The 24,045-nt window shown below is 74.3% G+C and carries 16 protein-coding genes; 3 read left to right on the top strand and 13 right to left on the bottom strand.

The features are described from left to right. Window positions 1-26: 26 nt before the first annotated feature. The gene (gene mfd, locus ACH4UK_RS27170) at window positions 27-3,560 is read right to left on the bottom strand and encodes a transcription-repair coupling factor (RefSeq protein WP_398360447.1); all 3,534 of its coding nucleotides are present in this window, start codon (window positions 3,558-3,560) and stop codon (window positions 27-29) included. Window positions 3,561-4,124: 564 nt separating this feature from the next. Between mfd and ACH4UK_RS27165 the strand changes: the two genes are divergently transcribed. Then, window positions 4,125-5,129, top strand: a complete 1,005-nt coding sequence (locus tag ACH4UK_RS27165) for a helix-turn-helix transcriptional regulator (protein WP_398360445.1) — start codon at window positions 4,125-4,127, stop codon at window positions 5,127-5,129. Window positions 5,130-5,190: 61 nt separating this feature from the next. Here ACH4UK_RS27165 and ACH4UK_RS27160 read toward each other — a convergent pair whose 3' ends face one another. After that, window positions 5,191-5,457, bottom strand: coding sequence for a hypothetical protein (locus ACH4UK_RS27160; RefSeq protein ID WP_398360443.1), 267 nt, complete (start codon window positions 5,455-5,457; stop codon window positions 5,191-5,193). Beyond that, the gene (locus ACH4UK_RS27155) at window positions 5,454-6,833 is read right to left on the bottom strand and encodes an amidohydrolase (RefSeq protein WP_398360441.1); all 1,380 of its coding nucleotides are present in this window, start codon (window positions 6,831-6,833) and stop codon (window positions 5,454-5,456) included. The genes ACH4UK_RS27160 and ACH4UK_RS27155 overlap by 4 nt, the downstream gene beginning before the upstream one ends. Window positions 6,834-7,029: 196 nt before the next feature. On the opposite strand from ACH4UK_RS27155, the gene ACH4UK_RS27150 reads away from it, so the two are divergent. Next, window positions 7,030-7,206 (top strand): thiazolylpeptide-type bacteriocin, encoded by a 177-nt coding sequence (locus ACH4UK_RS27150; RefSeq protein ID WP_003968635.1) that lies wholly within the window; start codon window positions 7,030-7,032, stop codon window positions 7,204-7,206. 252 nt (window positions 7,207-7,458) lie between these two features. Further along, window positions 7,459-7,635, top strand: a complete 177-nt coding sequence (locus ACH4UK_RS27145; RefSeq protein ID WP_398360438.1) for a thiazolylpeptide-type bacteriocin — start codon at window positions 7,459-7,461, stop codon at window positions 7,633-7,635. 77 nt (window positions 7,636-7,712) lie between these two features. On the opposite strand, the gene ACH4UK_RS27140 is transcribed toward ACH4UK_RS27145, so the two are convergent. From ACH4UK_RS27140 to ACH4UK_RS27095, 10 genes are read right to left on the bottom strand one after another with little or no spacing between them, the layout of a single operon-like run. Continuing rightward, window positions 7,713-9,656 (bottom strand): TOMM precursor leader peptide-binding protein, encoded by a 1,944-nt coding sequence (locus ACH4UK_RS27140; protein WP_398360437.1) that lies wholly within the window; start codon window positions 9,654-9,656, stop codon window positions 7,713-7,715. Then, window positions 9,653-10,408 carry an ABC transporter permease gene (locus ACH4UK_RS27135; protein WP_398360435.1) on the bottom strand — a complete coding sequence of 252 codons (756 nt, stop codon included), beginning with the start codon at window positions 10,406-10,408 and terminating at the stop codon, window positions 9,653-9,655. Before ACH4UK_RS27135 ends, ACH4UK_RS27140 begins: the two co-directional genes overlap by 4 nt. A gap of 53 nt (window positions 10,409-10,461) precedes the next feature. Further along, a complete protein-coding gene (locus ACH4UK_RS27130) occupies window positions 10,462-11,418 on the bottom strand; it encodes an ABC transporter ATP-binding protein (RefSeq protein WP_398360433.1) in 957 nt (318 codons plus the stop codon). A 23-nt stretch (window positions 11,419-11,441) separates the two neighbouring features. After that, window positions 11,442-12,551, bottom strand: a complete 1,110-nt coding sequence (locus ACH4UK_RS27125; RefSeq protein WP_398360431.1) for a M50 family metallopeptidase — start codon at window positions 12,549-12,551, stop codon at window positions 11,442-11,444. After that, window positions 12,548-13,654 (bottom strand): lantibiotic dehydratase C-terminal domain-containing protein, encoded by a 1,107-nt coding sequence (locus ACH4UK_RS27120; protein WP_398360429.1) that lies wholly within the window; start codon window positions 13,652-13,654, stop codon window positions 12,548-12,550. Before ACH4UK_RS27120 ends, ACH4UK_RS27125 begins: the two co-directional genes overlap by 4 nt. Beyond that, complete coding sequence (locus ACH4UK_RS27115; RefSeq protein WP_398360427.1) at window positions 13,651-16,362, bottom strand: lantibiotic dehydratase; 2,712 nt, start codon at window positions 16,360-16,362, stop codon at window positions 13,651-13,653. Before ACH4UK_RS27115 ends, ACH4UK_RS27120 begins: the two co-directional genes overlap by 4 nt. Window positions 16,363-16,375: 13 nt before the next feature. Next, window positions 16,376-17,968 (bottom strand): nitroreductase family protein, encoded by a 1,593-nt coding sequence (locus ACH4UK_RS27110; protein WP_398360426.1) that lies wholly within the window; start codon window positions 17,966-17,968, stop codon window positions 16,376-16,378. Window positions 17,969-18,024: 56 nt separating this feature from the next. Beyond that, window positions 18,025-19,998 carry a TOMM precursor leader peptide-binding protein gene (locus tag ACH4UK_RS27105; protein WP_398360424.1) on the bottom strand — a complete coding sequence of 658 codons (1,974 nt, stop codon included), beginning with the start codon at window positions 19,996-19,998 and terminating at the stop codon, window positions 18,025-18,027. Beyond that, entirely contained in the window at window positions 19,988-22,204 is a 2,217-nt protein-coding gene (locus tag ACH4UK_RS27100) for a TOMM precursor leader peptide-binding protein (RefSeq protein ID WP_398360422.1), read from the bottom strand. The genes ACH4UK_RS27105 and ACH4UK_RS27100 overlap by 11 nt, the downstream gene beginning before the upstream one ends. Window positions 22,205-22,209: 5 nt before the next feature. Continuing rightward, the gene (locus tag ACH4UK_RS27095; protein WP_398360637.1) at window positions 22,210-24,027 is read right to left on the bottom strand and encodes a BTAD domain-containing putative transcriptional regulator; all 1,818 of its coding nucleotides are present in this window, start codon (window positions 24,025-24,027) and stop codon (window positions 22,210-22,212) included. Window positions 24,028-24,045: the final 18 nt, after the last annotated feature.

Here is a 24,045-nt window from a genome sequence, read left to right as displayed (position 1 = left end):
GTCCGTGGGTTGGGCGCCCCCGAGGCCTAGGACCCCAGGATCGTCGTGAGGAACTCCCCCGTCCACGCCAGCAGTTCGCGGCCGATGACCGGCTTGCCGCCGATCTTCCCGGCCGTCGGGCGCGGGACCAGGATCTGGTGGGCGGTCGGCTTGATGACCGTCTTGGGGTGCAGGCGCTTCAGGCGCAGTTCCTGGGACTCGCGCAGCTCCACCGGGGCGAAGCGGATGTTGGAGCCCTGGAGGACGATCTCGCCGACCCCGCAGGCGCGGGCCAGCATGCGCAGGCCGGCCACCAGGAGGAGGTTCTCGACCGGTTCGGGCAGGGGGCCGTAGCGGTCGGTCAGTTCCTCGCGGACCGCGCGGATGTCGTCCTCCGAGGAGGCCGCGGCGATCGAGCGGTAGGCCTGGAGGCGCAGCCGCTCGCCGGGGGCGTAGTCGTGCGGGACGTGCGCGTCGACCGGAAGCTCGATCTTGACCTCCAGCGGCGGCTCCTCCTGCTCGCCGCCCTCCATCTGGGCCCGGTAGTCGGCGACCGCCTCGCCGACCATGCGGACGTACAGGTCGAAGCCGACGCCCGCGATGTGGCCGGACTGCTCGCCGCCCAGGAGGTTGCCCGCGCCGCGGATCTCCAGGTCCTTCATCGCCACGTACATGCCCGCGCCCATCTCGGTGTGCTGCGCGATGGTGGCGAGGCGCTCGTGGGCGGTCTCGGTGAGCGGCTTCTCGGGCGGGTAGAGGAAGTAGGCGTAGCCCCGGTCCCGGCCACGGCCCACGCGGCCGCGCAGCTGGTGCAGCTGGGAGAGGCCGAAGTTGTCGCCGCGCTCCACGATCAGGGTGTTGGCGTTGGAGATGTCGATGCCGGACTCGACGATCGTCGTGGAGACCAGGACGTCGAACTTGTTCTCCCAGAAGTCCACCACCACCTGTTCCAGGGCCTGTTCGGACATCTGGCCGTGGGCCGTGGCGATCCTGGCCTCCGGGATGATCTCGCGGAGGCGGGCGGCCGCCCGGTCGATGGACTCGACCCGGTTGTGGATGTAGAAGACCTGGCCCTCGCGCAGGAGTTCACGGCGGACCGCCGCGCCGATCTGCTTCTCCTCGTACGGGCCGACGAAGGTGAGGACCGGGTGGCGCTCCTCCGGCGGGGTGGTGATCGTGGACATCTCGCGGATGCCGGTGACCGCCATCTCGAGCGTACGGGGGATGGGGGTCGCGGACATCGTCAGCACGTCGACGTTGGCGCGGAGCTTCTTCAGCTGCTCCTTGTGCTCGACGCCGAACCGCTGCTCCTCGTCCACGATGACCAGGCCGAGGTCCTTGAACTTCGTCTCGGAGGAGAAGAGCCGGTGGGTGCCGATGACCAGGTCGACGGCCCCGTCCCGCAGGCCTTCGAGGGTGGCCTTGGACTCCGTGTCCGACTGGAAGCGGCTCAACGCCCGTACGTTGACCGGGAATTGGGAGTAGCGCTCGGTGAAGGTGCCGTAGTGCTGCTGGACCAGCAGGGTCGTGGGGACCAGGACCGCGACCTGCTTGCCGTCCTGCACCGCCTTGAAGGCCGCCCGCACCGCGATCTCCGTCTTGCCGTAGCCGACGTCGCCGCAGATCAGCCGGTCCATCGGGACCGTCTTCTCCATGTCCTCCTTGACCTCGGCGATCGTGGACAGCTGGTCGGGCGTCTCCGCGTACGGGAAGGCGTCCTCCAGCTCGCGCTGCCAGGGGGTGTCCGCGCCGAAGGCGTGGCCGGGGGCGGCCATCCGGGCGGAGTAGAGCTTGATCAGGTCGGCGGCGATCTCCTTGACCGCCTTCTTCGCCCGCTGCTTCGTCTTCGTCCAGTCCGCGCCGCCGAGCCGGTGCAGCGTCGGGGCCTCACCGCCGACGTACTTGGTGACCTGCTCCAGCTGGTCGGTCGGGATGTAGAGGCGGTCGCCGGGCTGGCCGCGCTTGGCCGGGGCGTATTCGACGAGCAGATACTCGCGGGTCGCGCCCTGGACCGTGCGCTGCACCATCTCCACGTACCGGCCGACGCCGTGCTGCTCGTGGACGATGTAGTCGCCGACCTCCAGCGTCAGCGGGTCGATCGTCTTCCGGCGGCGGGCCGGCATCCGGCCCAGGTCCTTGGTGGCGGTGCGCTGGCCGGTCAGGTCCGTCTCGGTGAGCACGGCCAGCTTCAGCACCGGGTCGACGAAGCCCTGGTCGATGGCCCCGCAGGAGACGTGGACCAGGGACGGCGTGATCCCGGTCAGGTCCGGGTCCAGGCGGGCCGCGATGCCCTCGCCGCTCAGCACCTCGACCGTACGGGAGGCGAGGCCCTGGCCCTCCGTCACGTACACCGTGCGCCAGCCGTCGGCCAGCCAGCCCTTGGTGTCGGCGAGCGCGCGGGCGGTGTCGCCCCGGTACGCCTCGGGGGCGTGCATGGAGAGCTGGAGGGTGTCGTCGTCGTGGTCGGCGGCGTCGGCCGCGAACGGCGAGATCGACCACCACATCATGTCCAGCTCGCGGGCCCGGTCGCGGACGTCCGCGATGCCCCGCAGCGAGGCCGCCCCCACGTCGATCGGGGCCTCGCCGCCGCCCGCGCTCGCCGCCCACGAGGCCTGGAGGAACTCCTGGCTCGTGGCGACCAGGTCGGCCGCCCGGGTGCGGACCCGCTCCGGGTCGCAGACCAGCGTCATCGCGTCCTTCGGCAGGACGTCGAGCAGCAGCTCCATCTCGTCGACCAGGACCGGGGCCAGCGACTCCATGCCCTCGACCGCGATGCCCTCGGCGATCTTGCCGAGCAGCTCGCCCAGCTCCGGATGGGCCTCGGCGAGGGCCGCCGCCCGCTCGCGGACCTGGTCGGTCAGCAGCAGCTCACGGCAGGGCGGGGCCCACAGTCCGTGCGCCGCGACCTCCAGGGACCGCTGGTCGGCGATCTTGAAGTAGCGGATCTCCTCGACCTCGTCGCCCCAGAACTCCACCCGGAGGGGGTGCTCCTCGGTCGGCGGGAAGACGTCCAGGATCCCGCCGCGCACGGCGAACTCGCCGCGCTTCTCGACCAGTTCGACCCGGGAGTACGCGGCGGCCGCCAGCGCGTCCACCACCTCGCCCAGGTCGGCGCTCTGCCCGCCGGCCAGCGCCACCGGCTCCAGCTCGCCGAGCCCCTTGACCTGCGGCTGGAGCACGGAGCGGATCGGCGCGACGACCACCGAGACCGGGCCGGTCTCCGGGTCGTCCGCGCGCGGGTGGGCGAGCCGCCGCAGCACGGCGAGCCGCCGGCCCACGGTGTCCGACCGGGGGGAGAGCCGCTCGTGCGGCAGGGTCTCCCAGGACGGGAACTCCGCGACCGTGTCCGGCGGCAGCAGGGTGCGCAGGGCGGCGGCCAGGTCCTCGGCCTCCCGGCCCGTCGCGGTGACGGCCAGCACGGTCCGGCCGGTCTGCCGGGCCAGCGCGGCCACGGCGAACGGGCGCGCGCCGGGCGGGCCCACCAGGTCGACATGCGCCCGGTGCCCGTCTCCGGCGGCCTTCACCGCCTCGGCGAGCGCCGGGTCCGTAACGACGACATCCAGCAGACCGTGCAGACTCATGAAGTTTCCGTCCGGGGATCAGTTCAGCGGTGGTTCTGGGGGTACTGGCAGCCGGCTGCGGCCAGGGGCAACGCGAAGGGCCCGACACGTGGGACGGGCCGGGGGTTCCAGGGTACGGCTCGGGGGTGACAGCCGCGTCCGCAACGGGCGAGCCGGCGGCCGTCGGACCGGCCCCGCCGCTCCTCGTGCCCGCCGCGCCGCCGGTTCTCACCGGCGCTGTCGCCCGGCCCGTGCCCGATCCGCTGCCCGTTCTCACCGGGGCCGCCGCCCGGGTCGGGCCCGATCCGCCGCCCGTCGCGCCGACACCGCCGCTCGTCGACGGTCGCGCACCGTTCATCTCGGCATCGCACGCAGTTGTGTCGGGGATCCTCACAGGAGTGATCCCAGCGTCTAGTCTTTGCCCGACTCTTGCACGAACACACGAACAAGCGCGTCGGGCAGCGTCACACAGGCAGTACCGAGCACGGTCAACGGCACGGGTGGAGCGAGCAGTGGCCGGGACGGGCGGCGCGGGGCGATCCCCCTCGGCGCACGGCCCCACGGCATCAGGCATCGGGGGCGTACGTGGGCGAGAACGAGATGTCTGTCTTCGGGGTCCCGGAGGCCGAGGAAGAGATCTACCGGCACTTCCTGCGCAACCCCGGCACGGGCGCCCACGACCTCCATCTCCTGCTGCACTCCCAGCCCCGGGAGGCCGGCGCCCGGATCGTCCGGCTCCAGGAGCTCGGGCTGCTGCACGCCGAGGACTCGGAGCGCCGGATCTTCCCGGTGGATCCCGAGGTGGCCCTCACCCGACTGGTGGACATCCGGCTGCACACGCTCCATCAGGAGCTGCAGCGCGTCACCCGGTCGCGGCACGTCATTGATGGTCTACGCGCGGAGCAGGAGGCCCGTACACCCCCTCCGCAGGGCATCGAGCAGTTAGAGGGACTCACCCAGATCCGGAACCGGATCGACGACCTCGCGTTCTTCGCCCGGGACGAGATCCTCTCCGTGGAGCCGTACACCCGGCTGTCGGCGGAGAACATCGCCCGCTCCCGCCCGCTGGACCTGCGCTGCCTGCAGCGCGGGGTGCGGATCCGCAACGTCGTCTCCAGCGTGGCGCTCCAGGACCCGCCGACCGCCGCCTATCTGCGCGAGCTGGCCGAGCACGGGGCGGCGATCCGGGTGACGACGGACACCACGGAGCGGCTCCTCGTCTACGACCGCCGGGCGGCGCTCGTCCCGCTGGACCCGCGCGACACCTCGCGCGGTGCGCTGCTCGCGCACCGCAGCGGCCTGGTCTCCAACATCATCTCCCTGTTCGAACGGATCTGGGACCAGGCCCACGACCTCTCCCGGGCGGGCGGCGCGGGGAGCGGCGAGGACGCGGCCGCCCCCCGTCCCTCCGGCATCGAGCGGCGGGTGCTCGTGTCGATGTGCACGGTGGGCAAGGACGAGGCGGGCGCGCGGGAGCTGGGGGTGTCGGTGCGGACCTACCGGCGGCATGTCGCCGACCTGATGCAGACGCTCGGCGCGGCCAGCCGGGCGCAGGCCGCGCTGCTGGCCCGCGAACGCGGCTGGATCTGAGGCCGCGGCTGGATCTGGGGCCGCGGGCTTCCAGGGCCCGGAGGGGCCGGTCCCGGGCCCCTCAGGCCCGGTCCGGAAGCTCCTCGGTCCAGCCGCGCAGGGCGGTGTCCGCCAGGACGCAGGACACCGCCCGCCGCACCGCCGTCGCGTCCGTCGCCCCGGCCAGCTCGACCCGCAGGACCACCCGGTCCTGGCCCACCTCGGGGTAGCAGGCCCAGTGCCCCGGGAGCAGGCCCAGCAGCCGTACGACGGTGGTCCACCCGGTCGGGGCCGCCCGGTCGCGGCGTACGACGACGACATCGGCCACCCCGGTCCGGCCGGCCGTCACGACGCCGCCTCCCGGTCCCCGGCGGGCCCTGGGTCCAGCACCTGGCGGGCCGCTGCCGCCAGGGCCGTGATGCCGACGGGCAGGGCGGCCCTGACGTCCGGGGCGAAGCCGGGGGCGTGGTTGGGCGGTACGGGTCCGCCTCCGGCGCGGGCGGACCGCCAGGGTCCGGCCCCGGTGGTCCCGAGCATCCAGTACGCGCCCGGCGCCCCGCCCGACGCGAAGTGCGGGAAGTCCTCGGTGGCCGCCGACCCGCCGAAGTCCAGCACCCGGCCGGGGCCGAGCAGCGCCTCGTGGGCCCGGCGCACCCGGGCGGTCAGCGCCGGGTCGGGGCGCAGCACGGGCGAGCGGGCGGTGACGGTGAAATCGGGTGCGCGCGGGGCGCCGGACGCGGTGGCCTCGGCCCGGACGACCCGTTCGGCGGCGCTCGCCAGCCGGTCGAGCGCCGGTTCGGTGAACGCCCTGATGGTGAGGGAGAGTTCGGCGCGGTCCGGGGTGATGTTGCCGCGCTCGCCCGCCCGCACCGAGCCCACGGTGAGCACGGCCTGTTCGGCGGGCGCGGTCGCCTCGGCCACCACGGTCCTCAGCCGCAGCACGGTGGCGGCGGCCATCAGGACCGGGTCGATGTTGAGGTGCGGGGTGGCCGCGTGACCGCCCCGGCCGTGCAGGACCGCCTCGACGGCGACGCTCCCCGCCATCAGGGGCGGCCCGCCGGCCGGCGGGTGGGCGAGGGTCCCGGCGGGGAGCGGGGCGGCGTGCTGGGCCAGGACCGCGTCGGGGACGCCGAAGCGCTCGTACAGCCGGCCGTCCGCCAGCATGGACCGGGCCCCGCTCAAGGTCTCCTCCTCCGGCTGGCCGACGACGAGGACCGTGCCGCGCCAGGTGTCCCGGGAGGCCGCCAGGAGCGCCACCGCCCCGGCGACCGCCGCGATGTGCAGATCGTGGCCGCAGGCGTGCATGACGCCGGGCACGGTGCTGGCGTACGGGAGCCCGGTGGCCTCGGTGACGGGCAGCGCGTCCAGTTCGGTGCGCAGCAGCACGGTGGGGCCGGGGCCGTTGCGCAGCACCCCGACGAGTCCGTGGCCGCCCCCCACGGAACGGGTGACCGTACAGCCGTGCTCCGCCAGCCGGGCGGCGAGCCGGCCGGCGGTGCGGTGCTCGTGGGCGGAGAGTTCGGGGTGGGCGTGCAGGTCGAGGTAGAGCTCGACGGCGGCGCGCAGCAGCGGTCGCGGCAGGGACACCCCGCCCGGCGGCCGGCCCCCCGGCGCCCCGCCCTCCGGAGCTCTCCCGGCCTCTCGCGCCGCCCCCCGCGCCGCCTCCGCTCCCGTCGCGTGCCCGTCGTCGTCCGCGTCCTTCGCCGTTCCCGCCGCTGTGACCACCGCGCACCTCATCTCTGCTCAACGAGCCTGCTCCGTACGGCTGTCACGTGCCGTGCCGTCGCCCTGTCAGCGGGTGCCAGCGATGTGACAGCGAAAACGCGGCCGATCTGACAGCGGCCACCCCTGCAATGGGTCCAGCACCCGGGCACCGGATCGGAACAGCCGGCCGGCCCCCCACAAAACCAGGGAGATCACCATGGCCCCCAAGACTGAACTCGCCACCCTCGCCGACGAGATCCTGGAGCTCGAGTCGGAGACCTTCGAGATCTCGGACTACTCGGACGCTTCGGAGGTCGTGCTCGCCGGTTCCACGTCGTGTTCCTCGACGTCGACCTGCTCCAGCACCACCAGCACCACCTCCTGCAGCGCCTGACGGCGCTTCACGGCCGCACGTACGGCAGCCCCCTCCCGCACGCCGGAAGGGGCTGCCGCACGTGCCGTGTCGCTCGAACGGATCGCGCGGCAGCCGCGGATCGTCCAGCACGTCACCGGTGCGGCCCGGGTGCCGGCGATGTGACACCGACAACGCGGCCGATCCGACGGCGGCCACCCCTCCGACGGGTCCAGCACCGGGGAACCGGCCCGGAACAACCGGCCCGGCTCCCATGACACCAGGGAGATCACCATGGCCCCCAAGACCGAACTCGCCACCCTCGCCGACGAGATCCTGGAGCTCGAGTCGGAGACTTTCGAGATCTCGGACTACTCCGACGTCTCGGAGGTCGTGCTCGCCGGTTCCACGTCGTGCTCCTCGACGTCGACCTGCTCCGCCACCACCAGCACCACCTCCTGCAGCGCCTGACGGCGCTTCACGGCCGCACGTACGCCGGCCCCCTCCGTCGGTCGGAGGGGGCTGACACATGTGCGACGCGGGTCCGGTCACGGGAACGGGTGCGGGACGGCCTTGATCTCGGCCGCCGGCAGATCGTCGCCCCGTCGCCCCGCCGCCCGCAGCGCGGTCCGCAGCCGGGGCATGGCCAGCGCCCGCTGCCTGCTCCAGCCGAAGTCCAGCGGCAGCAGGCCCGGGACGATGGTGGAGACGGTGTGCAGGCCCATCCGGTGCTGCTCGGGGGTCGTCTGGTCGACGGCGATGACGTCGTGGCCGGCGCCCGCCAACCGGTCCCGCAGCAGCCGCAGATCGTCCAGCAGGTCGCCGGTGCGCGGCCGCAGCGGCTGCCAGTCGGCGAACGTCTCCTCCAGGGAGAGGACGGCGACCGGGGACAGGTACTCGGCCGCGTGCCGGGCCATGGACGGCAGGCCGTAGAGCTGGGCGTGGTCCTTGAGGTGCAGGACCTTGCCGAAGTCCTGTTCCATCGCCTCCAGTTCGGTGCGGCGCTCGGTCACCTGGTAGGGCAGGTGCGGGATGTAGGTGAGGACCTCCGACAGGGCCGCCTCGACCGTGTCCGCCGGGTCGAAGCCGGCCGCCGCGCTGAAGGACAGCGTGCCGTGGCCGCCGTCCCGGCGCACCGCGAGGGCGGTGACGACGGGGACCGCCAGATCCATCCGCGTATCGAAGGCGTGCACGTCGTAGCCGTGCAGCGCCGCCCGGTCGAGCATCGAGCGCACGGCGGGCGTCCCGCAGGTGGTGAGGTCGACCGCGGTGAGGCGGGCGCGGCCGTACCAGGCGAGGAGGAAGGCGTCCCGCTCGACGAGTTCGAGGAGCCCGAAGAGGATCGCCTCCTCCAGACTGCCGCCGGTGGCGCAGCCGTTGGAGCACTCGAAGACGAAGTTGTCGGCGTCGACGCCCGCGCTGTAGTGGGCGAGCCGGGCCGGGACCAGGATCGGGGCGTCGTCGCGCAGCGAGTGGCCCCAGACCCAGGGGATCGCCCGGTCCGGGTCGAACGGGCTGACCAGGGGGTCGGCGGCGTACGTCTCGGGGGCGTAGAAACCGCAGTCGGCGGGGTTCAGGGCCTGGCCCGCCAGGTTGCGGTAGCTGTCCAGGACCGGGGAGGTGCCGCGTCGGCGGTGGGTGCCCGCGTACCGCTCCAGGCCTTCCAGGTGGGCGAGGGTGCGGCTGGTGGCGTACCGGTTGGCCTGGCCGCTCCAGGTGACGTCGTTCAGCCCGGCGTACCCGCGCACGAAGTGGGTCCCGGCGACCGGTGCGGTGGTGGTGGACGTGGGGTTGATCCAGACGTCGGAGCCGAGCGCCCCGCAGACCGGGTTGGCGAGGGCGGCGGTCGGCAGCGGGTAGGAGTCCAGCGAGCGGAGCCGGTAGCCGTCGGGGTCCGGTTTGGGGGTGGGGGCCAGCTCCATGCGGGCTGCCTCCGCCGTGTCCGGGACCTCGTGCACACAGGCGGGGCACAGCGGTTCGGGCAGCAGCGGGAAGGTGGCCGTGGCGAGGGTGCCCAGGTCGACCCGGGTGACCTGGGGCAGCGCCCGGTCGGCCGGGGTGGCGTCGGGGTGGCTGCGGTGGCCGGTCAGGACCGCGCTGTACGCGGCCCAGACGGCGTCCACCGCGTAGTCGGTGAGCACCGGCCAGTACACCGCCCCGTGCGGCTCGTGCCCCAGCTCCAGGGCCTCCCGCTCGGACCTGCTGCGCAGCCGCTGCCAGCGCATCGCGAGGCACTGGCCGCAGGCGCCGGCGTCGGGACCGCCGCCCCAGGGGCCGATGAGGACGGCCCGGGAGGTGAGGTGGACGTTGCCGGCGGGCCGGGTGTCGGCGTACGGGTCGCGGTGGCCGAAGCCGAGGGTGTCGGCGGCCCCGAGCGGGACGGTGTACGGGGCGGGCAGGCCGCCGGGGGCTGCGGCGTGGCGGGCGGCCAGGGCCGACTGGAGCCCGGCGCGCGCCAGGTCGAACGGGGTGGACGCGGTGGCCGTCGTCATGACTTGTCGCTCCAGCGGAAGGTCCGCAGCGCCACCGCGCCGAGGACGAGGGCGAATCCGGCGAGCACGGCGCAGGCGACGCCGATGTCCTGGAGGGAGCCGCCGCCGGTCAGCGCGCCGGAGACCCCGTCGTTGAGGTAGCGCAGGGGCAGGACGCGGGAGAGGCTCTGCATCCAGCCGGGCATGGCGTCCAGCGGGAAGAACGACCCGGACAGGAACGCCATGGGGATCATCAGGCAGTTGGCGACGGCGGCGACCGCCTCGGGGGTCTTCGCGTAGCTGCCGACGATGACGCCGAGCGCCAGGAACGCGGTGATGCCGAGGACCAGCACGGGCAGGGCGAGCGGCCAGCGGCCGTCCAGCTCCAGCCCGAAGGAGGGGAGCAGGGCCACGGCGACGAAGAGGACCGCCTGGACGGCTCCGACGCCGAGCGCCAGGACGTAGCGGGAGGCGAGGACGGCCGAGACGGGCGTGGGCGTCATCCGGATCAGCCGGAGGATGTCGTCGCGCCGCCACTGCATGAGGACGAATCCGACGCCGAAGACGGCGGCGTTGCCGACGCCCCAGGACAGCACGCCGGGCGCGATGTAGTTGATGTAGGGCTTGCCGCTCTCCTCGACCGTCTGGCCGTGGAAGATCAGCCCGAAGACCACCAGGAAGATCAGCGGGAAGGCGAAGGTGAAGAAGAGGGTGGTGCGGTCGCGGGTGTAGGCCCGGTATCCGGCCTGGCTCAGCGCGGTGTAGGCGCTCATCGGGGTGTCTCCGTATCGCTGGTTCGCTGCACGTGGGGGCCGGGTCGGCGGGGTCAGGGCTGCGGGGTTCCGGGGCCGGTCAGGTCCAGGTACACGTCCTCCAGGCTCACCGTCCTGGTCTGTACGCCCTGAAGCCCCGCGATCGCGTCGACGGCGGCCAGGACCCGGCCCGCCGCGAGGGTCTCCAGCACGATCGAGCCGCCCTCCTCGGTGACCCGGTCCACGTCCGGGATGGCGCGGGCCCGGTCGAGCGTGAGGCGATCGGCCGGGACCAGCAGCCGGGTGGTCGGGCTGGACGCGGCGATCAGCCGGCCGGGGCTGTCCAGGGCGGCGACCTTGCCCGCGACCATGATGGCGACCCGGTCGCAGAGCGCCTCGGCCTCGTCCAGGTGGTGCGTGGTGTAGACGATGGTGCGGCCCTTGCCCTTGAGATCGCGCAGGACCTGCCACAGCGATCGGCGGGCCTGCGGGTCGAGGGCGGCGGTCGGCTCGTCCAGGAAGATCAGTTCGGGGTCGTGGACCAGGGCGGAGGCGATGGCGAGCCGCTGCCGCTGGCCGCCGGAGAGGTCGTCGACCCGGGTGTCGCCCTGTTCGGTGAGGCCGACGGAGGCGAGCGCGCGCTCGGCGGCGGCCGCGTCGCACCGGTAGAGGGCGGCCATGGTGGCCAGGTGTTCGCGGGCGGTCAGCCGGACGAAGAACGCGGACGCCTGCGTCTGCACGCCGAGCCGGGGCAGCAGGGCGGTGTTGCGCGGCCAGGGGCTCTCCCCCAGGACCGCCACCGTCCCGGAGTCGGCCCGCCGCTGGCCCTCCATGATCTCGACGAGCGTCGTCTTGCCGGCCCCGTTGGGCCCGAGCAGCCCGAAGAACTCCCCGCGTTCGACGGTGAGCGAGACCCCGTCGACGGCCCGGGTGGCGCCGTAGGCCTTGTGGATGTCGGTCAGGGCGACGGCGGGCCCCGCGGAGGGTCCCGCCGGGGGGTCCTGCGGGGTGTGGGGGGCGGTGGACGTCATGGAACTCTCCTTGGGGTGGAACATCAGGCCGTCAGCAGATGATGGGCGCCCGCGACGACCGCCGCGAGGCCGGCGGCGAGAACGAGCACCGTGACCAACACATAGGCGGGGTAGGCGATACGGGCCCGGCGCGGGTAGGCGGCCGCTTCCGGGGAGCGGCGCAGGGCGAGCCGCAGGTAGGCGCCGGCGGCGGCGGCGAGACCGGTGGCCCCGGCGAGCTGGCCGGCGATCTTGTAGCCGTCGAGCGGCGGCAGCGGCACGAGCATCGCGAACGCCTGGACGCTGCCGAGGAGCAGCAGGGCCGCGAGCGCCTCGTGCGTGGCGTCGTCCAGCGGCGCGAACAGCCACAGCGCGCAGAACGGGAGCAGGAAGACCAGGTTCATCACCGCGCCCGCGATCGCGGTGGCGATCCGGGGCCAACGGCCGCCGAGGTAGAGGTAGTTGTCGACCGTGCAGTACATGATGACGGCGGGCAGCCGCCACCGCAGCCCGATCTCGGCGACCCGCCCGCCGTGGTGCCGGGCCACCACCCCGTGCGCCAGCTCGTGGAGGGCGGTGCTCAGCCAGAGCAGGATGGCCGTGCCGGTCAGCAGGACGGGGTTGGTGAACAGTTCCCGTACGGCGATGAGCAGTTCGCCGGACCGGGCGACGACCACCGCCTCCATCGCGAGGATCAGCACCAGCAGCGGCAGCATCGCCCAGGGCGCGAGCAGGAAGCCGAGGGCCCGGTGCAGGCGGGCGGTGGTGGCGTCGGCGTCGGCCACCAGGGGGAGGGTGCCGCGCAGGAGCGTGCGGCGCTCCGGCACGGGCGCGGGGGCCTGCCCGGCCGGCTGCGCGGGGGTTCCGGCCAGCAGCCCCCGGGTCCCGAGCAGCTTCAGGATCTGCTGCCAGTGGGCGTCCGCCAGCCGTCGCCCGTACTCCCCCGCGTACTCCTCGCCGATCTCCGCGAGGCTCCGCTCGCCGTCCATCCGGGCGATGAGGAAGTGCTCCTTGGCCCCGACCTTGAAGGAGCTGCCGGTCTCGGCGTCCTTGATCAGGTGGACGGTCGCGGCTCCGTCCAGCAGCGGGTCGCTGAGCAGGACGCGGGGCCGCAGCTCGGGGCGGTAGGAGGCGAGCGCCCCCGAGGCGCTCATACGGACTCCTCCGCCGGCTCCTTCGCGGCCCCCTCCGCCGCTCCCTGCGGGGCCCCCTCCGCGGACTCCTTGAGGACCCGGCCCAGGACGTGGCTGAGATAGGCCTCGTCGCGGATGGTGACGTGCAGCCGGTTGTTGGTCATGTGCATGTACGGGGACAGCAGCAGCGGCAACGCCACGGCGGGGTCGGTGACCCGCTCGTCCCGCTCGCCGTCCCAGGACCGGAAGACCAGGTCCCCGTCCTCGGTCAGCTTCCGCGCCCGGTCGCGGAGTTCGGCGCAGTGCTCGGCCCAGCCGGCCAGGGACCCGGGCAGCGAGCGCGCGCTCCCGGGCGGGGCCGTGGCGGACCGGACACGGGCGAAGCGGTTGCGCAGCCCGTCCGCCGTCCGGGCGTAGTTGCGGTCGTACTCGTCGGTGCCGATGAAGCCGGTGCCGGGGAAGGCGCGGTGCCAGAACTCGTAGTAGTCGTCGAGGTATGCGGTCAGTTCCGCCCGTTCGGGCAGGAAGGTCGAGGACATCACCATCATGAACTGCGCCGAGGTCCCGAGCAGGACCGTGCGCAGATGGAGGTTCTTGGTGGCGAGGGCGTCGATGACCAGGTCGCTGGAGTGACGGAAGTGCCACTCGGCCAGCTCGATCCCGGCCGGGCCGCCGTACTTCCCGAACTCCGGTTCGTAGGCCTCCCGGTGGCGGGAGTTGTTGGGGCGCAGGTTCATCCGCCCCCGCTCGTCCATGTAGTGGCCGCGCTCGCTGCCGGGGAACTCGATCTCGAAGAGCGTGTTGTAGAAGTCGTTGAGGAACCCGGAGTCGACCTCGTACAGCGCGGGCCGCTCCGTCAGGAAGGCGTCGACGGCGCGTTCGGTGCGGCGGGCCACCTCGGGTTCGGCGGCGGGCGAGGAGGGCTTCAGACGCAGCCGTACGTGGGGGCCCTCCAGCCAGTAGTTGATGAAGAAGTACCCGGCGAGCAGCCCGTCCGCCTCCAGCTCCGCGACCAGCGGGCGGACGCAGTGCAGGAGGAAGGGGCGGGGGTTGGCGGCGTAGAAGACATGGGTGGCCTGCCAGGCGCCCGTGGTGGTCGCGGCCGGTGCGGTGGGGGGTGTCATGAGGTGGTCCTCCTGCGGACGGGTACGGCCGTCTCCACGGCCAGTTCGGCGACATGGCGACCGGGGCCGCAGACGGTGGGCAGCGCGTCCTCGTCCGGCAGCATCTCCCGGAACACCACGCGGGCCTCGGGGGACTTGACGAGCGCCTCGAAGGCGGACAGGGACAGCGCGCTGTCGAAGTCGAGGTACTGCGGTTTGGCCCCGGTCGCGCCCCGGGCCCCGGTGTCCGACACGGTCGCGAAGACCCGGTCGGGCAGTCCGTGGGTGCGCCGGAAGGCGTGCCAGTCCAGGAACCAGCCGTCCTCCGGGGCGCCGGGGCGGTGCAGCGGCAGGACGGTGGCCGGGGCGCTCCAGCTGCGCCGGCTCAGGACGAGCGAGCCGTGCCGCACCCGGGGCCGCCCGCTGACCCCGCCGCGCGGCTCGCCCTCGGGGACGCCCGCCCACACGTTGAGCGGGGCCATCGAAGTCGGGGAGAGGAGGAGCAGGGTGCGGGGCAGCTCGGGCAGGGCGAGCGGGACGAGGTAGCCGAGGTAGACGGGGATCACCTCACGGTCCAGCCGGACCGAGCGCAGGACGAGCCGGTCGGCCTCGATGTCGTGCTCGAGATACAGGTCGTCCAGCGCGATCCTGAACTCCGGGTCCAGGGTTCCGCGTTCGCCGGGGCAGACGATCTCGTACGGGATCAGCCGGGCGTGCAGGTTGAGGTTGCTGGTGACCGGGCCGCCGGTGACCTCGGCCAGGACCGCGCCCTCGGGCACCAGGGCGTCCGCCTCGGTGAGGAGCTGGTCGTCGAGGCCGTCGAAGAGCTGGGTGAACCGGCTGAAGGAGAACGACACCCCGCCGTAGGACCGGTTGAGGACGACGAGCGGGTCGCCGGGCCGGTCGGCGATCTGGACGTGATGGCTCATCGGCGCGAACCGGGGTGCCACCCCGTCGAGTTCACCGGCCACCGCGTCCAGGAACGCGTCGTCGAGCCGGATCTCGGCCGCTCCCGGCTCCGCCGCCTCCCACAGCCCGGCCATCCGGGCGGTGAAGGTGCGCCGGGCGGTGTCGAGGGCGCGCAGCCGCTCCAGGCCCAGCCAGTTGACCTCGGGGACGTAGGTTCCGTCGGCGTCGTAGGGGGTGCGGCTGGCGGTGAACGTCATGTACTGGTCGAAGAAGTCCTCGTGGAAGTCGTGGACCAGTTTCAGCAGGTCATCGCACCGCCCGCCGCGTCCGTAGCGCGCCAGGAAGAAGCCCTGGAAGGTGATCCGCTGCGGCAGGGTGAGATCGAAGGCGGGCAGCACCCGCTCCACCGCCGCCAGCGGGCCGGAGGCCAGCTCCCCCCAGGCGTCGGGGTCCAGCACGACCCCCGGGCCGTCGCCCGCGCCCACCGCCGCGTCCTCGTACAGCAGCGTCTGCGGGACCTTCGCACGCGCCGCCCCGAGCTCCTCCTCCTGGACCGTGCGCAGGGCGGCCCGGACGGATTCCAGCAGGGCGCGCCGCTCGTCCGGGGCCGCGTCGGCGAAGCGCGCGGCCTGGGCGGCGGGCTCCTCCAGCCGGTCCGCGAGCCCGTCGGCCCAGGGGCGCTCCAGGCCGCGCAGCGCGCCCTGGAAGGCGCGGAGCGGGTCGATGTCGTGTACCTCGGTGCGCAGGCACGGCACCTGGACCATGCCGACGTCCAGCAGCGCCCCGAGGTACTGCTCACACTCCTCGCGCGCCGCTCCCCGGTCCTGCTCCAGCCAGGCCGCCAGCTCTCCGTAGCGGAGGGTGCCGCGTTCCTCGAACAGGCCGAGGAGCCGTTCCAGGGTGCCGCTGCGGCGCAGGAAGAACAGCCGGTCCTTGACCGCGTCGAAGGTGACGGCGGTGTCGTCGTCGCCCGCGGTGACCCAGCGCCGGACGTAGCGGACCCGGTCGTCGTCGCGCCCCCAGCCGGAGGCGAGGGCGAGGGGCAGATCGGCCCGGCGGGCCGGGTCGGCGATCACCGCGTCGGCGAGCCGGCCCAGCGCCACGACGTTGAGGCGGACCTGGGTCCGCCACTCCTCCGCGACCCGCACCCGCAGCCCGTCGGACCCGCCGAACGCGCCGGGGGCGACGCCGGTGAAGGTGGAGAAGGGGCTGGTCTTGCAGGCGGTCCGGTAGACGTAGGAGAGCAGCGAGCGTTCGATCTTGCGCTGCTTGCGGTCCGGCCGCGCCCCAGCATCGGACGCCTTTCGCCGGTAGCCGTCGAGCTGGGCGTCCAGGGTCGGCGAGGCGAGCAGCAAGCCCTTGCGCAGGCGCTCGTGACCGGCGAGCCGGGCGAGTTCCGCGCGGCTGCGGCCGGTCTCGTCCGCCAGCAGGCCGGCCCCCGCGCTCCGCCGCTCGTCCAGGGCGCGCCGGCCGGTCAGCCAGTCGGCGAGGGCTCGGGCGGCGGCCGGGTCGAGTGCCTGCACCCGGGCGAGGGCGTTCTCGGCGGCGGCAGGGTCCGGCAACCGGTTGTTGAAGACGTCCCGGCGCAGCTTCAGCAGGGCGCGGCGCAGCGGTTCGTCGTCGCTGCCGCCGATCAGCCCGTGCAGTTGGTCCCCGGCCTTCCCGGCCAGCAGCGCCAGCTGTTCGGTGGTGTCGAGGACGTCGTCGGCCCAGCGGCGGCTGTCGGGGCAGCGCAGGGCCCGGACGTCGTCGACCGGAAGTCCGGCCATGCGCAGCAGGAACGCGGGCCGGGCGGCGGGCGGGTTCGTGGTGTCGGTCATCGTCTTCCCCCGCTCAGGCGATCTCGTAGCGGAAGTCGGCGGGGGCGGGGCGTTCGTTGCCGATCATCATGATCAGCAGGGGCGCCTCGCCCGTCCCTTCGAGACCCAGCTCCTCGATGTAGGAGATGTTGTCGAAGCCGAGAGCGACCCCGCAGCCGAGGTCCACGGCCGCGGCGGCGGTGTAGAGGGACTGGGCGATGGCCCCGATGGTCGCGTTGACCAGCCGGTATCCCCGGTCTCCGACCGCGTCCAGGACGGCGGTGGTGCGGACGGTCGGCACCAGGACGGCTCCGGCCTGTTCCAGGTTGTAGTTGGCGAGGAAGTAGTTCTTCTGGAGGAACTCCCCCGGCCTGCCCTCCTTGACCCGGCGCAGGCTCCGCGCCTCGGGGTCGTAGGCGTACGAACCGGGCTCGACCCCCTCCACATGGCCGACGAACGCGTACAGCTTCGCCAGCCGGATGTCACCGGTGTCCCCGCCGAGCCGCGATCCGGCCGAGGCGGCGGCCAGACAGGCGGCCAACTGGTCGGCGGTGACCGGCTTCTGGGCGTCGAACCGGCCGAAGCTGGAGCGGCGGGCGCGCAGCGCGCTGCGCACGTCGGCGTCCAGGGGCCGGGCGGGCGGCAGCTCGACCTCCGGGAGCGCCGGGTCGGCGGGGTGCGCGGCGGCCGGGGCCAGCGCGTCGGGGGCGGGCCGGGCGGCGGCGTCGGCCGAGGTGGCCGCCTGCATGCGGAGCAGCGCGTCGAAGGACAGGACGGTGCGGGAGCGCTCGACGTCCACGTGGCGCACCGGAAGGGGCGCGGCGGAGACTTCCCCGCCCGACCGCGAACCCACCTGCGCTCCGGCCCACTTGAGCGGCACGACCGCGAAGATGCCCTCCTCGCGCGGGTCGACCCCGAGGAGGTCCGCGAGGCGTTCCTCGTCGAACCAGAGGGCCGGCTCGATGGCGAGCCCCCGGGCCGCCGCCCACATCCGCCAGGTCTGGACGCAGGCCCCCAGGTCCATGGAGACGGCGTGGAAGGAGAAGCTGTTGTACTTGAAGGAGTTCTGCCAGTACTTGATGCCGAGCACCAGGTACTGATCGGTCTCCGCCCCCGGCGCGCCCGCTCCCAGGGCGTCGCGCACCCGGCCCGAGACATCGCCGGTGAGCAGCCGCTGCATGGTGTGGTGCCGGGTGGAGTAGTAGTGCACCCCCGGCGGCACCGGGCCGCTCGGCCCGGACACCCAGTGGATGCTCACCGGGTACAGCCCGCCGCCGGATGCGGAGCCGCGCGACCAGTTGGCCAGCGGGTAGAAGGGCAGCGCGCTCAGGTCCGTGTTGGCCTGGACACCGAGGCGGCGGCCGGTCAGCCCGTACGAGTCGCGGAGCATGCCCGAGAGCGACAGGAGGTCGAACTCCCGCTGCTCCGCCGCGCTTTCGGGGAACAGGCCCCGGTCGAGCGTCGCCCCGGCCGGGTAGGGGGCGTCCGGCAGCGGGAAGCCGTCCGCGCCCGGGTAGAACTTGGCCTTGCGGGGGCCGTCCTGCCAGTTCGGTACGTAGTCCGCGGGGTCCATCGGGACCCGGCCGCGTCGCATGATCGCGGCGGCGTATTCATGGGCGTATCCCATGGCGAGCTCCTTGGTCACGGCAGAGGGGGGAGCGGAGGAAGAGGGAGAGGACGCGGTCATGGGAACGGGTGCGGGGCCGGGTTGAGATCGGCGTCGGTGAGGTCCGCCGTCCGCAGGCCCGCCTCGCGCAGGGCGGTGCGCAGCCTGGGCATGCCCAGGGCGCGCTGGCGGGTCCAGCCGAAGTCGATCGGCAGCAGTCCCGGCACGATCACGCTCACCGTGGTCAGTCCCAGGTCGCGCTGTTCCGGCATGGTCTGGTCGACGACGACCACGTCGAACCCGGCGGCGGCGACGGTGTCCACGCACCGCCGCAGGTCCTCGCGCAGATCGTCGGAGACCGGGAGCACCGACCGGCGGCCGGACCCGTCCCCGCCCCCGTACAGCTCGTCGAAGGAGCGGGCCGGCGGTCGGACGCTGCCGGGCGCGCCGAGCAGGAAGTCCGCGTGGTCGCCCATCTCCGGGATCCCGTACGCGAGCGGGTGGTCGTGCAGCGCCTCGACCTTCGCGAAGTCGTCCGCCATGGCCCGCAGCCGTTCCTCGTCGCGCTCCGTGCGGCCCTGGAGGTTGACGGCGTCGGTGGCGATCTCGCAGAGCGCCCCGGCGAGCGCCGCCTCCGGGTCGAGCCCGGCCCCCGCGCCGAAGCACATCCGGCCGGGCCCGCCGTCGGGCCGGACGGCGACGCCGGTGACGACGGGGATCGGGAAGGTGATCCGGGTGTCGAAGAACCGCGCCTCGTAGCCGTACATCTCCAGCCGGTCCACCATCTGCCGGGTGGCGGGGCGGCGGCTGGTGCGCGGGTCGATCTCGGGCAGCGCGGCCCGCCCGTACCAGGAGAGCAGGAACGCGTCCCGCTCGACGACCTCCATCAGCCCGAAGAACACGGCCTCCTCCAACGCGCCGCCGGAGGCGCAGCCGTTGGAGCTCTCCTGCACGAACCGGTTCTCCAGGCCCGGCGCGTGGTAGTACGTGAGCACCTCGGGGACCAGGACGGTGCGGGAGTCGCGCAGCGACCAGCCGCGCACCCAGGGGATCTCCCGGCCCGAGGTGAAGGGCAGGACGCGGGGGTTGGCCCGGTGGAAGTCCTCGGAGTAGAGGCCGCAGACGCGCGGGTCCAGGGCCGCCCGGCCGTCGGCGACCAGGGCGTCCAGACTGGCGTGCACCTGGGCGCGTTTGGCGCGGGACCGCATGCCCGCGTACCGCTCGAGCCCTTCCAGCACCCCGATGCGCACACTCTCCGCGAAGGTGTCGGCGTGCCCGCCCCAGAACGTCTCGCGCAGATACGGTCCCGAGCGCATCGAGAAGCAGCCGATGGTGGCGGAGGTGGACGTGGAGGAGACGTCCTGGACGACGGAGGGGCCGAGCGACCCGCAGACGGGGTTGGCGTACGGCTCGATGGGCAGCTCGTACGCCCCGATGTCCCGGACCCGGAAGCCGCCGGGCCGCAGCTTCGGCGCGGGCCGCAGGGTGAGGGCCGCCGCCGTGTCGCTGTCGGGCTCGGGGCGCCCGCAGGCCGGGCACTCCGGGTCGGGGACGAGCGGGTAGTGGCGTACGGCCAGGGTCTGGAGGTCGACGAGATGGACGGCGGGGAAGGCCCCGGTGTCCGGTCCGCCGCCGTCCCGCCGGGCGGCGATCACCGCGGAGAGGGCGTCGGCCGCGAACGGGGTGATGTGGGGGGACGGGCCCGCCGCCCGGGTCCCGGAGCCGAGCTCCAGCGCCTCGCGCAGGGCGACCGAGCGCACCCCCTGCCACCGGCGTTCCAGACAGCGGGCGCACGGGCGCTGCCCGGCCCCGTCCGGGGCCGGAAAGGGGCCGACGACGGCGTGCCGCCCGTAGTAGCGCACGGGGACGGATCCGGCCCGGCCGCCCGGACCGTCGCCCGCGAACGCGTCGCGGACGCCGAGGGGCTGGACGTCCACCGGTGCGGTGACCGCCGCCCCGCCGTGCCGGGCGAGGCTCTCCGCCAGCAGCTCCGCGAGCAGCCGGGTGGACTCCTCCAGCACCGGCACGTCCGACAGGGTCTCAGCGGGCATCGGGGCCGCCCTCGCCGTCCACCGTGAGCAGCACCCGGGCCGTGGCGATGGAGCCGGAGCGCAGGTCCGCCGGGGTCGTCGGCACGTACAGGGCGTCGCGGCCGGAGGCCCTCAGGGCCTCCAGCACCGCGTCGAACGTGGTCTGGTCCGCGTCCGCCGCGACCGACGCGCCGTCCACCGCGACGGCCCCGGGGGCCAGGTCGGCCACCAGCGGGTCGCCGAGGTCGACCGCCGCCTGGGGGTCCTCGGCGGCGAGCTGCACCGCGCCGAGGAGGTCGCGCAGGGCGGCAGCGGCCGCCGTACGCCGCGACAGCCCCGCCCCGACCGCCCAACGGGCCCCGGCGGACGGGCCGTCCGCCGCGCGGGCCAGCACCACATGGGCCGAGCTGCGGTCCGCCTCGCCCAGGTCGAGGAGGTCCACCGCGATGTCCAGGTTGGCGGCGGACTTCAGCAGGAACACCAGCTCCGGGTCGTCGCCGACCGCCAGCGGGCTCACCCGGGTGGTGCCCCGTACGGCGCGGAGCAGGGCGTCGTGGGCGAGCGCGGACAGCAGCCCCCGGCCCGCCGCCTCCGCCGCACTGCCGCCCGCCCCGGAGCCCGCGCTGGTCGCCAGGTGCGCCCGGTCGTGGTTGTGCGGCCCGAAGGGGCGCAGGGCCCCGGCGGGCACGCGGACCGGGTCCTTGCCGATCAGGGAGGTCGCGACCGCCCAGGTGACGGGCACCGCCCCGGTGCCGCCGCCGGTCGTCAGGGCGTCGGGCCCCAGCGTCCGCAGCGCCTGCGCGCCGCCGTCCCGGTCACCGCCCTCGACGCCCGCGGGCGGAACCACGTGCTCCACGTAGGCCTCGGCCGCCGCGTACAGCGCCCGGGTCCGCGCCCCGGCCAGGTGGTGCACGTCGAACGCGGCGATCCTTCGGCGCACCCCGCCCCCGAGCGCGACCTCGACGCGGCTGAGCTTCAACGGGGTCTGGGTCAGCTCCTCGTCGTCGTAGCTGCGGAAGATCCCGGTGTACGGGCGGACCAGCGCGGTGCTGATCCGGTTGAGCTCCTCGACGAGGGCCTCCGCGTCGCGGGCGGTCTCCACGGTCGCGGTGACGGGCAGCGCGAGGGTGTCGGGGAGCGGGGCGGGTTCGTCGGCCGGGAGCGCGGCGCAGCGGGCGCACCGGGGGTGGGGCTGGACCGGTTCGGCCATCACGTCCAGCGATTCCAGGTCCTGGACGAGGGCGTGCCCGGCCGTCTCGGCGGGCAGCGCGCCGGTGGTCAGGCGGAAGATCTCGTAGCCGACGAGGTTGCCGACCATCGCGGCGACCGGCCCGGACAGGGCGGCTGCGCCGTGCGGGACGGCCCCCGCCGCCTCGCTCCACAGCTCGGCCGCCGTGCCGGGGTCGACGTTGCCGCCCAGTCGCAGCAGGGCGCAGGACCAGCAGCCGGTGGAGTCGGCGGTGGCGAGCGGGCCGACGACCAGGCGGCGGCCGAACAGCCAGGCGGGGATGAGGGTCACGCCTTCGGGCACCCCGGCGACCAGCAGCCGGTGGGTCCGGGGGCCGGCCCCCGCGCCGGTGACCACGACGACGTCGTAGCCCGCCAGATCGGCCCAGCCCGCGTCCGTCCCGGCGGTGAGCTCATCGACGCGCGCGCCGTTGGCGGCGGCCTCGGCCCTGACGTCGTCCGGGGCCGCGACCGTCCCGACGCGGGCGCATCCGTTGCGCACCAGGCTCAGCGCGCACCAGCGGGCCGTCGCGTCGTCGCCGAGGACGGCGACGCGGGTGGCGCGGTAGCGGGCGAAGCGGGCGGGGGCGTCGTCGGCGTAGTGGTCGACGTAGGCGAGCTGCGCGGCGAACCGCTCGGCGGTCGTCCCGTCGAGGGTGTCCCCGGCGGTCTCGGCCTCGGGGGTGTCGCGGGCGAAGCCGCGTGCGTACAGCGTCTTGACCAGTTCGCCGGCCATCGCCCGTTGCGCGGGCCCGAATCCGGCGCACAGTTCGGCCAGCAGGTGCTGTCCGGTGAGATGCGGGACGACGAGGGAGGCGAAGCGGTAGGCGGTGCGGCCGGTGAGGTGGAAGCCGCCGTCGGCGTTGTGGAAGAGCACCCCGCCGGGGGTCTCGGTGAACAGCACGTCGCGCCGGATGCGCGGCCGGGTGCCGGCGAGCGCGTCGAACGCGGGGGGCGAGGGGGACGTGGCGGGTGCGGTGGGTGCGGCGCTCTCGGCCATGGGGATCACACCTTCTCTGTGCGGCGGTCGCGGATCCGGGCGGTTCTTCGTACGTGGGCGCGGAGCAGATCGTGGATGCGGTACGGGCCCGGCGGGCCGTCCTCCAGCAGTCCGGCGTCGGCGAGCCGCTCCCGGACGGCTTCGGGAACGGGCCGGTCGTCGACGTCCCCGCCGCCGGTGTCCGCCAGCAGCTCCGGCGGCCCCTGGGCGAGGCGCGCGAAGGCCTGCGACAGCCGGGGGTCGAGCCGGTCCAGCGCCCGGTCGAAGAGGCCGGTGACCGAGTGGTCCGGGGAGTCGGTCAGGGTGAGCCGGGCGAGCGGGTCCTCGCCCAGCCAGTCGACGGCGTCGGCGAGCCGTAGCCCCGGCCGGGTCAGCAGCCGGGCGGTGAGGATGCGCAGGGCGGCGGGGAAGTGGCCGCAGACGGCGGCGAGCCGATGCGCGGCGCCGGATTCGGCCTCCACCCGCTCGGCCCCCAGGGCGGCCAGCAGCAGCGCGTACGACTCGGCCTCGGTGAAGGCGGACAGGCGCTGCACCCAGCCGCCGTGGGTGGCGATGAGGCCGCCGAGACCCATGCGGCTGGTGACGACGACGGCGAGGTCCGGCCCGGCCCCTCCGGCGGGTGCGAGGAAGGGGCGCACCTGGCCGGCGTCGACCACGTCGTCCAGGATCAGCAGAGCGCGGCCGTCGCCCGACGTGCCGAGGGCGGCGGTCACTTCGGCGGCGACCTCCTCGACGGTGCGGGGTTCGCCGTCCGGGCGGGTCATCAGGACGATCAACTGCCCGGCGGGGAAGGCGTCCCGGACGAGCCGGGCGACGTGCTGGGCGAGCGCCGACTTGCCGATGCCGGGGGCTCCGGAGACCAGGACGGTGAGCGGCCGGTCGTCCTCGGGGCCGTGGGACGGGGGTGCGGTGAGCCGGGCGGCCAGCGCGGCGGCCTCGGCGGCGCGCCCGGTGAAGTGCGGCACGGCGGGGACGGGCCCGGTGGCGGGGGCGGCGGGCGGGGCAGCGGCGGTGACCGGGGCGGCCGGGAGGGGGACGGCCTCGCCCTGGATGACACGGGGGGCCGCCGGGCCGCCGGAGCCCAGGTCCTCGCCGCGCAGGATGGACAGTTCGAGACGGCGCAGGGAGGGCGAGGGGTCCACGCCCAGCTCCTCCAGCAGGAAGCCCTTGACCCTGCGGTACTCGGCGAGGGCCTGGGACTGGCGTCCGGTGCGGTAGAGGGCCTCGATGAGCTGCTCGTGGAAGCGCTCGTGCCCGGGATATACGCGCGTAGCCGTCCACAGGTCGACGAGCGCCTCACCGCAGCGCCCGAGCCCCAGCAGCAGGTCGCAGACCCGCTCGACCGCGCGCAGCCGTTCCTCCGCGAGCCGGGGCACCTCGTCGCGGTGCAGGACGTCGGACCGTACGTTGGCGAGCAGCGAGCCCTGCCAGAGCGAGAGGGCGTCCTTGAGCGCGCAGAGCTCCGCCTCCGGTTCCCGGTCCAGGCCGGCGGCCCGGCGCATCTGGTCACGGAAGCCGAGGAGGTCCAGGGTGGGCGGTGCGGCGGTGATCCGGTAGCCGCCGGGCACCGCCTCGATGGAGGTGCCGGTCACCCCGTGCTTGGTGAACAGCCGGCGGAGCCGCAGGACGCAGGTCTGGAGGGCGGCCCTGGCGGTGGCGGGCTGTTCCTCGCCCCACACCGCGCGCTGCAAGTACTCGGCGGAGACGGTGGAGTTGGCGTGCAGGAGAAGCGCGGCGAGCAGGTTCGCGGGCTTGGAGGGCTGGAGGACGACGGTGTCGGGTCCGTCCGCGAGGGCCAGCGGTCCCAGGAGCTGGAACCGCATCGCGCTCGGCGGCCCCAG

It is taken from the genome of Streptomyces sp. NPDC020884 (assembly GCF_044333935.1).
Lineage (GTDB): Bacteria > Actinomycetota > Actinomycetes > Streptomycetales > Streptomycetaceae > Streptomyces.
Note: the sequence above shows the minus strand (reverse complement) of the source record. Positions and strands in the feature narration are given on the sequence as shown.

Bases quoted from the DNA above. Each gene is read 5' to 3' on its own strand.
- ACH4UK_RS27140 (WP_398360437.1), bottom strand. From the start codon at position 9,656: ATGACGACGGCCACCGCGTCCACCCCGTTCGACCTGGCGCGCGCCGGG.
- ACH4UK_RS27110 (WP_398360426.1), bottom strand. From the start codon at position 17,968: ATGGGATACGCCCATGAATACGCCGCCGCGATCATGCGACGCGGCCGG.
- ACH4UK_RS27145 (WP_398360438.1), top strand. From the start codon at position 7,459: ATGGCCCCCAAGACCGAACTCGCCACCCTCGCCGACGAGATCCTGGAG.
- ACH4UK_RS27135 (WP_398360435.1), bottom strand. From the start codon at position 10,408: ATGAGCGCCTACACCGCGCTGAGCCAGGCCGGATACCGGGCCTACACC.
- ACH4UK_RS27120 (WP_398360429.1), bottom strand. From the start codon at position 13,654: ATGACACCCCCCACCGCACCGGCCGCGACCACCACGGGCGCCTGGCAG.
- ACH4UK_RS27100 (WP_398360422.1), bottom strand. From the start codon at position 22,204: ATGGCCGAGAGCGCCGCACCCACCGCACCCGCCACGTCCCCCTCGCCC.
- mfd (WP_398360447.1), bottom strand. From the start codon at position 3,560: ATGAGTCTGCACGGTCTGCTGGATGTCGTCGTTACGGACCCGGCGCTC.
- ACH4UK_RS27125 (WP_398360431.1), bottom strand. From the start codon at position 12,551: ATGAGCGCCTCGGGGGCGCTCGCCTCCTACCGCCCCGAGCTGCGGCCC.
- ACH4UK_RS27095 (WP_398360637.1), bottom strand. From the start codon at position 24,027: ATGCGGTTCCAGCTCCTGGGACCGCTGGCCCTCGCGGACGGACCCGAC.
- ACH4UK_RS27150 (WP_003968635.1), top strand. From the start codon at position 7,030: ATGGCCCCCAAGACTGAACTCGCCACCCTCGCCGACGAGATCCTGGAG.
- ACH4UK_RS27105 (WP_398360424.1), bottom strand. From the start codon at position 19,998: ATGCCCGCTGAGACCCTGTCGGACGTGCCGGTGCTGGAGGAGTCCACC.
- ACH4UK_RS27130 (WP_398360433.1), bottom strand. From the start codon at position 11,418: ATGACGTCCACCGCCCCCCACACCCCGCAGGACCCCCCGGCGGGACCC.
- ACH4UK_RS27115 (WP_398360427.1), bottom strand. From the start codon at position 16,362: ATGACCGACACCACGAACCCGCCCGCCGCCCGGCCCGCGTTCCTGCTG.